The following is a 12,016-nucleotide window of genomic DNA, read 5'->3' on the forward strand; positions in this document are numbered from 1 at the left end:
ACCGGTGGCACGGGCGCGTTGGGCGCGCGGGTCGCGCGGTGGGTGCTGGAGCGTGGTGCCGAGGGTGTGGTGCTGGTCTCCCGCCGGGGCATGGACGCCCCGGGTGCGGCTGAGTTGCGCGACGAGCTGACGCCGCTCGGCCGCGTGGACGTCGTCGCCTGCGACGCGGGTTCCGCCGCCGAACTCGACGCCCTCTTCGACCGTTTCGACCTCTCCGCCGTCGTGCACTGCGCGGGCGTGCTGGACGACGGTGTGGTGGACGGTCTGACCGCCGACCGGTTGGCGGGCGTGTGGTCCGGGAAGGCGGGCGCCGCCTGGAATCTGCACCGTGCGGCCGGGGGCCGGGAGCTGGACGCGTTCGTGCTGTTCTCGTCCGCGGCCGGTGTGTGGGGCGGTGCCGGGCAGGGCTCGTACGCCGCCGCCAACGCGGCGCTGGACGCGCTGGCCGACCACCGCCGGGCCCGGGGCCTTCCGGCCGCGTCGGTGGCGTGGGGTCCGTGGGCGGAGGGCGGCATGGCCGCCGACGACGTGGTGCAGGCGCGTGCCGAGCGCGGCGGTCTGACCCCGCTCGACCCCGAGGTGGCCGTCGGACTGCTGGACTCCGTCTCCGGCTGCGTGACCGTCGCCGACGTCGACTGGACGACGTTCGTCCCCGCCATGACCGCGCTGCGCCGCTCCTCCCTGTGGGAGCACGTCGCGCCCGCCGGCACACTGCCGGCCGCCGCCACCCCGGCCGAGGGCGGTCTCCGCGAACGCCTCGCCGGCGTGTCCGCCGCCTCCCGCCGCGCCACCGTGACCGAGCTGGTGCGCGGCCAGGTCGCCGCCGTCCTCGGCTTCGCCGAGGGCTCCGCCGTCGGCCCGTCCACGGCGTTCCGCGACCTCGGCGTGGACTCCCTGATGGCGGTCGAACTCCGCAACGGCCTCACGGCCGTGACCGGCCTGAAACTGCCCGCGACGGTCGTCTTCGACTACCCCTCCGCCGCGGCGCTGACCGACTTCGTGCTGGGCCGCCTCTTCGGCGACGACGACACGGCCCCGTCCGGCCTGCCGGACGCCGCCCCCGCCGCCGCCTCCGACGACCCGGTGGTCGTCGTCGGCATGGGCTGCCGCTTCCCCGGCGGCGTGGACACGCCGGAGAGCCTGTGGACCCTGCTGGCCGACGGCGTCGACGCGATGGGCCCCTTCCCCGCCGACCGTGGCTGGGAAGCCCTGAAGGACCGCCTGCTCGGCGACTTCGCCCCCGTGGGCGGCTTCCTCGACGGCGCCGCCGACTTCGACGCGGCACTGTTCGGCATCTCCCCCCGCGAGGCCCTCGCCATGGACCCGCAGCAGCGCATGCTGCTCGAGGTCGCCTGGGAGGCGCTGGAGCGCACCGGCGTCGGACCGCTCTCGCTGCGCGGGCAGCAGGTCGGCGTGTTCGCCGGCACCAACGGCCAGGACTACCCGGCCATGCTCACCCTGTCGGGCGAGACCGCCGACGGCTACGGCAGCACCGGCAGCGCGGGCAGCGTGCTCTCCGGCCGGGTGTCGTACGCGCTCGGACTCGAAGGCCCCGCCGTCACGATCGACACCGCGTGCTCGTCGTCGCTGGTGGCCCTGCACCTGGCCGCGCAGTCCCTCCAGTCCGGTGAGTGCGCGCTCGCCCTCGCGGGCGGCGTCACCGTCATGTCCACCCCCGGTGCCTTCATCGAGTTCTCGCAGCAGGGCGGGCTGTCCGGTGACGGCCGGTGCAAGGCATTCTCCGACGACGCCGACGGCACCGGCTGGGGCGAGGGCGCCGGCGTGCTGGTGCTGGAACGCCTCTCCGACGCGCGCCGGAACGGCCACCGCGTGCTGGCCGTCGTCAAGGGCACCGCCATGAACCAGGACGGCGCGTCCAACGGCCTGACCGCGCCGAACGGGCCGTCGCAGCAGCGGGTCATCCGCCAGGCGCTCGCCCACGCCGGGCTGACGCCGTCCGAGGTGGACGCCGTCGAGGCGCACGGCACCGGCACCTCGCTCGGCGACCCGATCGAGGCGCAGGCCCTGCTCGCCACGTACGGGCAGGACCGGGAGGCGGACCGTCCGCTGTGGCTGGGGTCGATCAAGTCCAACATCGGGCACACGCAGGCCGCGGCGGGCGTCGCGGGCGTGATGAAGATGATCCTCGCCCTCCAGCACCGCGCGCTGCCCCGGACTCTGCACGTGGGCGACCCGTCGTCGCACGTGGACTGGACCGAGGGAGCCGTCGAACTGCTCACGGAGGCGCGGGAATGGCCGCGCACGGACACCGCACGGCGCGCGGGCGTCTCGGCGTTCGGTGTCAGCGGCACCAACGCCCACGTGATCCTCGAAGAGGCTCCCGAGGCGGTCGGGCCCTCCGCCGAGGCCGACGGCGACGCGTCACCGGACGTGCTGCCGGCCCTTCCCTGGCTGCTGTCGTCGAAGACCGCCCCGGGCCTCGCCGCCCAGGCGGCCCGGCTGCGGTCCTCCGTCGCGGACCTCACCGCCTGCGACGTCGCGCTGTCCCTGGCGACGACGCGCTCGGGCCTGGAGCACCGCGCCGTGGTGCTCGGCGCGGATGCCGGTGAACTGCTGGACGGCCTGGGCGCGTTGGCCGCCGCTGAGCGGTCGCCCTCCGTGGTGTCCGGGCAGACCGGTGCCGGCCTGACGGGTTTCGTGTTCTCCGGCCAGGGCGGTCAGCGGGCCGGCATGGGCCGTGAACTGGCTGCGGCCTTCCCGGTGTTCGCCTCCGCCCTGGACGAGGTGTGCGCGCACTTCGACGGCCTGCTGGACCGTCCGCTGCGCGAGGTGATGTTCGAGGACGGCGACGGTGTGCTGCGGCAGACCGGCTGGGCGCAGCCCGCGTTGTTCGCGGTGGAGGTGGCGCTGTTCCGCCTCGCCGAGTCGTGGGGCGTGAAGCCCGACTACCTCGCCGGGCACTCCGTCGGCGAGCTGGCGGCCGCGCACGTGGCCGGGGTGCTGTCGCTGGAGGACGCGTGCACGCTGGTCGCCGCCCGTGCGTCGTTGATGCAGGCGCTGCCCGACGGCGGCGCCATGTGGGCGGTGCGTGCCACGGCTGAGGAGGTCGAGCCGCACCTGGTGGAGGGCGTGTCGGTCGCCGCCGTGAACGCGCCGGGCCAGGTCGTGGTGTCCGGTGCCCGTGAGGCCGTGGAGCAGGTGGCGGCCGTGCTGGGGGAGGGGCGGCAGTCGCGGTGGCTGGAGGTCAGCCACGCCTTCCACTCCGTCCTGATGGACCCGATGCTGGAGGATTTCCGCCGCGTCGCCGCAGGTGTCCGGTACGGCCGTCCGGACCTTCCCCTCGTCTCCACCCTCACCGGCGAGCCGGTCGAGGAGTTCACCGCCGACTACTGGGTCGACCAGGTGCGCGGCACCGTCCGCTTCGCCGACGCGGCCGCACGCCTCGCGGAACTCGGCGTCGCCCGCTTCGTCGAACTCGGCCCGGACGCGAGCCTGACCGGAGCCGTCGAGGAGACCTGCGCGGACGGCGTGCTCGCCGTCCCGCTGCTGCGCCGCGACCGGCCGGAGCCGCACACCGCCCTGACCACCCTCGCCCGCCTCTGGGCGCACGGCGGCAGCGTCGACTGGGCGGCGTTCCTTGCCCCCACCGGCGCCCGCGCAGTCGACCTGCCCACCTACGCCTTCCAGCGGCAGCGCTACTGGCCGCACGCCGACCGCCTCTCCCCGGAAGCGTCCGGTGCCGACCGGACCTCCGATGCGGCGTTCTGGGACGTGGTCGCGGGCGGCGACCTGGAGACCTTCCGCACCACCCTCGGCATCGAGGCCGACGCCCCGCTGTCCGCCGTGCTGTCCGCACTGGAGGGGTGGCAGGAGCGGCAGGACGGCCTCGCCGCCGTCGACGGCCTCAGCTACCGCGTCTCCTGGACGCCCGCCGGCCCGGTCACGGGCACCCCGGCGACCGGGAACTGGCTGGTCGTCGAGTCGGCCAACGCCCCGGAGCCCTGGGCGGACGCCCTGGCCGAAGAGCTGACCGGACGCGGCGCGGCCGTGACCCGCCTGCGGCTCGCCGCCGCCGACCTCGACCGGGCGGCGCTCACCGAACGGCTGGGGCAGTCCCCCTGCGGCCGCATCGTGTCGTTCCTGGCGCAGGACGCGAGCGACCACCCCTCCCGGCCCGGCGTCCCGTCCGGTCTGGCCGCCACCACCGTCCTCCTCCAGTCCGTCGCGGACTCCGGCCTCGACGCACAGGTCTGGGCCGTGACCTCCGGCGCGGTCTCCACCCGCCCCGACGACGCCCTCACCCACCCCGCCCGCGCCGCCGTGTGGGGCCTGGGACGGGTGGCGGCGCTCGAACTGCCGGACCGCTGGGGCGGTCTGGTGGACCTCCCGCAACGGCCGGAGCGGCACCTCACCGCCTCGCTCGCCGACGTGCTGACCGGCGGGGCCGGCGACGAGGACCAGCTCGCTCTGCGCGGCGGCGCCGTACTCGGCCGCCGCCTCGTCCCCGCGCGGACGACCGCCCACGCCGACGCCGACGCGTCGTGGACGCCGTCCGGCACGGTGCTGGTCACCGGCGGCACCGGCGCACTCGGCGCCCGCGTCGCCCGCTGGGCCGTCACCCGGGGCGCCCGGCACGTGGCCCTGCTCAGCCGCCGTGGCGCCGACGCGCCGCACGCGGCCGAACTCGCCGCCGAACTGGAGGCGGAAGGCGCCACCGTCACCTTCGCCGCCTGCGACATCGCCGACCGGGACGCCGTCGAAGCCGCCCTGGAACAGATCGAGTCCCAGGGCCCGGAGGTCCGCTCCGTCTTCCACACGGCGGGGCTCGCCCAGGCCGTGCCGCTGCTCGACTCGGGCCTCGACGACCTGGCGTCGGCGACCCTCGCCAAGACCGCCGGCGCCGCCCACCTCGACGCCCTGCTCGCCGACCGCGCACTGGACGCGTTCGTCCTCTACTCCTCCATCGCCAGCACCTGGGGGAGCGGCACGCAGAGCGGGTACGCCGCCGCCAACGCGTACCTGGACGCCCTCGCCGCGCACCGCCGTTCCCTCGGCCGTACGGCGACGTCCGTCGCCTGGGGGCCGTGGAGCGGCGGCGGCATGGCCGCGCAGGAAGGCGCCGAGGATCACCTGCGCAAGCGGGGCCTGCCCGCCCTCGACCCCGACCTGGCCATGGCGGCGCTGCACCGCGCCCTGCTCGGCGACGAACCCTGCGTCGCGGTCGCGGACATCGACTGGGACCGCTTCCTCCCGACCTTCACCGTCCGCCGCCCCAGCGTGCTCTTCGACGCGTTCGCCCCGACCCCGGAACAGCCCGCGGGGCGGAGCCGCGAGGGCGGCGACGCCGCACTGCGTGAGCGACTGCGCCCGCTGAACGCGCAGGACCGGCACCGTCACCTGCTGGAACTCGTCCGCACCGAGGCGGCGGCGGCCCTGGGCCACACCGACCTCACCGCCATCGAACCGGAACGCGCCTTCCGCGACCTCGGGTTCGACTCCCTCACCGCCGTCGAGTTCCGCGACCGGCTGCAGGCGGCGACCGGCCTGTCCCTCGCGGCGACGCTGGTCTTCGACCAGCCGACCGCCGCCGTGCTCACCGACTTCCTCGTCGACGAGCTGATGGGGACCGAACGGCGGGACGCGCTGCCCGAACGCACCCGTGAACCCCTGGACGAGCCCGTCGCCGTCGTGGCCATGAGCTGCCGGTTCCCCGGCGGCGCCACGGACCCGGAGGCGCTGTGGCGTCTCCTCGCCGACGGCTCCGACGCCATCACCCCCTTCCCCGCCGACCGCGGCTGGGAGCTGGACGGCCTCGACCCCGCCGAGACGGGCGGGCTCGGTACCCGCTTCGCCCGTGCGGGTGGATTCGTGGACGGCGCCGCCGAGTTCGACGCCGGCTTCTTCGGCATCTCGCCGCGCGAGGCGCTGGCCATGGACCCGCAGCAGCGGCTGCTGCTGGAGACCGCGTGGGAGGCCCTGGAGCGCGGCGGCATCGCACCCATGTCGCTGAAGGGCGACCGGGTCGGCGTGTTCGTCGGCGCCGGAACCTCCGGCTACCTCAGCAACGTGCACGAGGTGCCCGAGGGCGTCGGCGGCCACCTCATCACCGGCAACTCGGGCAGCGTCCTGTCCGGGCGCGTGGCCTACGCGCTGGGGCTGGAGGGCCCGGCCGTCACCGTCGACACGGCCTGCTCCTCCTCCCTTGTCGCGCTGCACCTGGCCGCGAACGCACTGCGGTCGGGCGAGTGCTCGCTCGCCCTCGCCGGCGGCGTCACCGTCATCGCCAGCCCGGACGCGTTCATCGACTTCGCCCAGCAGGGCGGCCTCGCCGGCGACGGCCGCTGCAAGCCGTTCTCCGACGACGCCGACGGCACCGGCTGGGGCGAGGGCGCGGGCCTCCTGCTCGTCGAACGCCTCTCCGACGCCCGGCGCAACGGCCACCCGGTGCTCGCCGTCATCCGCGGCTCCGCCGTCAACCAGGACGGCGCCTCCAACGGCCTGACCGCGCCGAACGGGCCGTCGCAGCAGCGCGTCATCCGGCAGGCCCTCTCCGAGGCCGGGCTCGCGCCCCACGATGTGGACGCCGTCGAGGCGCACGGCACCGGCACCTCGCTCGGCGACCCGATCGAGGCCCAGGCGATCCTCGCCACCTACGGCCGCGACCGGGACGCCGCACGTCCGCTGTGGCTCGGGTCCGTCAAGTCCAACCTCGGGCACACCCAGGCCGCGGCCGGCGTCGCCGGCCTGATGAAGATGGTCCTGGCCCTGCAGCACGAGACGCTGCCGAAGTCCCTGCACGTCGGCGAGCCCTCGACGCACGTGGACTGGTCGGCCGGAGCCGTCGAACTCCTCGCCGACGCCCGCGCCTGGCCGCGTACGGACACCGCACGGCGTGCGGGCGTCTCCGCCTTCGGCGTCAGCGGCACCAACGCGCACGTCATCCTCGAAGAGGCCCCCGAGCAGGCGGCCGAGGACGACACGGCGGGCACCGCCACGCCCCTTCCCGTCGTGCCGTGGGTGCTGTCCGCCCGCGCCCCCGAGGCACTCGCCGACCAGGCCGGACGTCTGCTCGACGGCACGGACGCCCTGTCGGCGGGCGACGTCGCCCTGTCGCTGGCCACCACCCGCACCGCCCTCGAACAGCGCGCGGCCGTGCTCGGCGCGGACGAGGCCGAACTCCGCGCGGGCCTGACGGCGCTGGCCGCCGGAGAGGGCGCCGCCGGCCTGGTCCACGGCGTCGTGGACGGCGGCCTGACCGCGTTCGTGTTCTCCGGCCAGGGCGGTCAGCGTGCCGGCATGGGCCGTGAACTCGCCGCCGCCTTCCCGGCGTTCGCCACCGCCCTGGACGAGGTGTGCGCCGAGTTCGAGGGTCTGCGCGACGTGATGTTCACCGACCCGGACGGTGTGCTGAAGCAGACCGGCTGGGCGCAGCCCGCGCTGTTCGCCGTGGAGGTCGCCCTCTTCCGCCTGCTGGAGTCCTGGGGCGTACGGCCGGACCACCTCGTCGGCCACTCCGTCGGCGAACTGGCCGCCGCGCACGTCGCCGGCGTCCTGTCGCTGGCGGACGCCTGCACGCTGGTCACCGCCCGCGCCACGCTGATGCAGGCGCTGCCCGACGGCGGCGCGATGTGGGCCGTCCGGGCCGCACCGGCAGACGTGGAGCCGCACCTCGTCGAGGGCGTGTCGATCGCCGCCGTGAACGCCCCCGGCCAGGTCGTCGTCTCCGGGGCGCGCGAGGCCGTCGAACAGGTCGCCGCGGCGCTCGCCGACCGTGACGGACGGTGGCTGGAGGTCAGCCACGCCTTCCACTCGGTCCTGATGGACCCCATGCTGGAGGACTTCCGGCAGGTCGCCGCCCGCCTCACCTACGACCGCCCCACGATCCCCCTCGTCTCCACCCTCACCGGCGAGGTGGTCGAGGAGTTCACCGCCGACTACTGGGTCGACCAGGTGCGCGGCACCGTCCGCTTCGCCGACGCCGTCGCACGGCTCGCCGCGCTCGGCGCGACCCGGTTCCTGGAGGTCGGACCCGACGCGAGCCTGGTCGCCGCCGTCACCGAGACGTGCGGCGACGACGTGCAGGCCGGATCGCTGCTGCGCCGCGACCGGTCCGAGCCGCAGACGGCCGTCACCGCCCTCGCCCGCCTCTGGGCGCACGGCGGCACCGTCGACTGGGAGGCGTTCCACGCTCCCGCCCGCGCCCGCACCGTGGGCCTGCCCACCTACCCCTTCCAGCGGCGCCGCTACTGGCTCGAGGGCGGCAGCGGCCCGCTGCACGTCGGCGCCATCGGCGCCGACCCCGTCCAGCACCCGCTGCTCGGCGCCGCGGTGGAGCTCTCCGACGGAGGCGGCCACGTCCTCACCGGCCGCCTCTCCACCAGCGCCCAGCCCTGGCTCGCCGGTCACCGCGTCGCCGACGAGGCCGTGTTCCCCGGCACCGGCTACCTCGAACTGGCCGTCGCCGCGGGCGACCAGCTCGGCTGCGCGCGCATCGAGGAACTCCTCCTCGAAGCCCCCCTCGTCCTCCCCGCGGACGGCGCCGTCCGGCTCCAGGTCGTCGTCGACCCGGCCGACGACCACGGCACCCGCGCGTTCACCATCTCCTCCCGCCCCGAAAGCGCCACGGCCTGGGCCCGGCACGCCCGCGGCACGCTCGCCGGCGCCGGCGGCCGTACGCACGACACGCTCGCGGCCTGGCCGCCGCGCGGCGCCGAGCCCGTGGACATCACCGGCCACTACGCGCTGCGCGCGGAGAACGGCTTCGGCTACGGCGAGATCTTCCAGGGCCTCACCGCCGTGTGGCGGCGCGACGACGCCCTCTTCGCCGAGGTCGCCCTGGCCGACGAACACCGCGGCGAGGTCGACCGGTTCGGCCTGCACCCCGCCGTCCTCGACGCCGCGCTGCAGACCCTGTCCTACGACGCCCGCACGGCCGGCCGCGCCATGCTGCCGTTCTGCTGGAACGACGTGACGCTGCACGCCACCGGAGCGTCGCTGCTGCGCGTCGCCGTCACCCCGTCCGGCGCAGACGGCTACGCCGTGACCGTCGCCGACACCTCCGGCGAAATGGTCCTCACCGCCGACGCACTGACGCTGCGGCCCTTCACCGCCGCACAGCTCACCGCCGGCCTGACGGCCCCGCAGGAGACCGACGCCCCCCGCCCGTCCCGCACCCCGGCCCGCCGCAAGGCGGCCGCCGCGGTGTCCGGCGGCGGCAACGCGCTCCGCACCCGCCTGGAGGCGCTGCCCGCCGACGAGCAGCGGGCCGCGCTGATGGAGATCGTCGGCCGCCGCGCCGCGCTCGTCCTCGAACAGCCGGCCGGGCAGGCCCTCGGCGAACATCTGCCGTTCCGCGACCTCGGGTTCACCTCGCTCACCGCCGTCGAACTGCGGGAGGCGCTGTCCGAGGAGACCGGGCTGAAGCTGCCGGCCACCCTCGTCTTCGACTACCCCACGCCCCGCACCCTCGTCGACCACCTGCTCGAGCAACTGCTGGGCGGCGGCCCGGACACCGCCGACGCCGCGCCGCAGGGCCGCTCGGCGGTCCTCGCCGACGACCCCATCGCCATCATCGGCATGAGCTGCCGCTACCCGGGCGGCGTGCAGAACGCCCAGGAGCTGTGGGACCTGGTGGCCACCGGCACCGACGCCGTGTCCGGCTTCCCCACCGACCGCGGCTGGGACCTGGACGCCCTCTACGACCCGGACCCCGACAACCCCGGCACCTGCTACGTGCACGAGGGCGGATTCCTGCACGATGCCAGCCGGTTCGACGCCACCTTCTTCGGCATCAGCCCGCGCGAGGCCGTCGCCATGGACCCGCAGCAGCGGCTGCTGCTGGAGACGTCCTGGGAGGCCATGGAACACGCCGGGCTCGACGCGAACGGACTGCGCGGCAGCAGGACCGGCGTCTTCGCCGGCGTCACCTACCAGGACTACGGCGGCCTGCTCAACGCGGCCATCGACGACTTCAGCGGCTTCCTCGGCACCGGCAACTCGCCGAGCGTGCTCTCCGGCCGCGTCGCGTACTCCTTCGGCCTCGAAGGCCCCGCCCTGACCATCGACACCGCCTGCTCCTCGTCGCTGGTCGCCCTGCACTCCGCGTGCCAGGCGCTGCGCGAGGGCGACTGCTCCATGGCACTCGCGGGCGGCGTCACCGTCATGTCGACGCCCATCTCGCTGGTCGAGTTCAGCCGCCAGCGGGCCCTCGCCAAGGACGGCCGCTGCAAGCCGTTCTCCGAGGACGCCGACGGCGCCAGCTGGGCCGAAGGCGCGGGCATGCTGCTGCTCGAACGCCTCTCCGACGCCCGGAAGAACGGCCACCGCGTGCTCGCCGTCGTCAAGGGCGGCGCGGTCAACCAGGACGGCGCGTCCAACGGTCTGACGGCACCGAACGGTCCCTCGCAGCAGCGCGTCATCCGCCACGCCCTCGCCAACGCCGGCCTCCAGCCGTCCGACATCGACGTCGTGGAGGCGCACGGCACCGGCACCTCGCTCGGCGACCCGATCGAGGCGCAGGCCGTCCTCGCCACCTACGGCCAGGACCGGCCCGAGGGACGGCCGCTGTGGCTCGGCTCGATCAAGTCCAACATCGGCCACGGACAGGCCGCGGCGGGTGTCGCGGGCGTCATCAAGATGGTGTCGGCGATGCGGCACGGCGTCATGCCGAAGTCGCTGCACGTCGGCGAGCCCACCTCGCACGTCGACTGGTCCGACGGCGACGTGGAACTGCTGGCCGAGGCGCGGGAATGGCCCGAGACCGGCCGTCCGCGCCGGGCGGGCGTCTCCGCGTTCGGCATGAGCGGCACCAACGCACACGTGATCCTGGAGCAGGCACCGGCGGAGGACCCCGTCGCCCCGGTCGCCGACACGGAGCCGGGCGTCGCCCCGGCCGCCGTGCCGTGGCTGGTCTCCGCCCGCAGTGACGCCGCACTCAAGGGCCAGGCGGCTGCGCTGGCGCCGCTGGCGCAGGGCGATGCGGACGCGGCGGCGGTGGGCTGGTCCCTGGCCACCGCGCGGTCCCGGTTCGAGCAGCGGGCCGTGGTGACGGGTGACCTCGCTGCCGGGCTCGCCGCTCTGGCGGAGGGTGAGCCTGCGGACGGTGTCGTGACGGGCGTTTCCGGTCCCGTCGGTCGGACGGCGTTCGTGTTCCCGGGTCAGGGTGCGCAGTGGGTTGGTATGGGTGCCGATCTGTTGGAGTCTTCGCCGGTGTTCGCTGGGTCGGTGGCCGCGTGTGAGGCAGCGATGTCCGAGTATGTGGACTGGTCGCTGACGGCTGTTCTGCGTGGTGAGGAGGGGTCGCCGTCGCTGGAGCGGGTGGATGTGGTGCAGCCCGCGTCGTTCGCGGTGATGGTGTCCCTCGCCGCGCTGTGGCGGTCGTACGGGGTCGAGCCGCAGGCCGTGATCGGGCATTCGCAGGGTGAGATCGCTGCCGCGTGTGTGGCGGGCGTTCTGTCGCTGGAGGACGCTGCCCGCATCGTATGCCTGCGGAGCAGGGCGATCGCGGAGATCGCGGGCTCTGGTGGCATGGCGTCGGTGGCCGTGTCGGCGGAGCGTGCGGAGGAGTTGATCGCTCCGTTCGAGGGCCGCATCTCGGTGGCCGCGGTCAACGGGCCCTCGCAGGTGGTCGTTTCGGGTGAGGCGACGGCTCTGGATGAGCTGGGTGTCGTGTGCGAGAAGGCGGAGGTCCGCTTCCGTCGTGTGGCGGTGGACTATGCGTCGCATTCGGCGGCGATGGAGGAGCTGAAGGACGCCCTTGCCGCCGCTCTCGTAGGCGTGACGCCGCAGGCGGGCGGCGTTCCGTTGATGTCGACGGTGTCGGCGGAGTTCGTGGATCCGCTCGCCATGGACGCCGACTATTGGTTCACCAACCTGCGGCAGCGGGTGCGGTTCTCGGAGGGCGTCACCAGGCTGGCGTCTGAGGGTTTCGGTGTGTTCGCGGAGATGTCGTCGCATCCGGTGATGACTTCCGCCGTCGAGGCGACGGTGGACGCGATGGGTGGCGAACCCGCTGTGGTGACGGGGTCGTTGCGTCGTGAGGACGGCGGTCTGGACC

1 protein-coding gene is annotated in these 12,016 nt (G+C 75.0%); it reads left to right on the plus strand.

What is annotated here, in order from left to right; translation table 11 throughout:
* Window positions 1-12,016: type I polyketide synthase (locus K304_RS34155; protein ID WP_037791271.1), on the plus strand; the 12,016-nt coding region annotated here is incomplete at both ends.

The organism is Streptomyces sp. CNS606 (genome assembly GCF_000426325.1).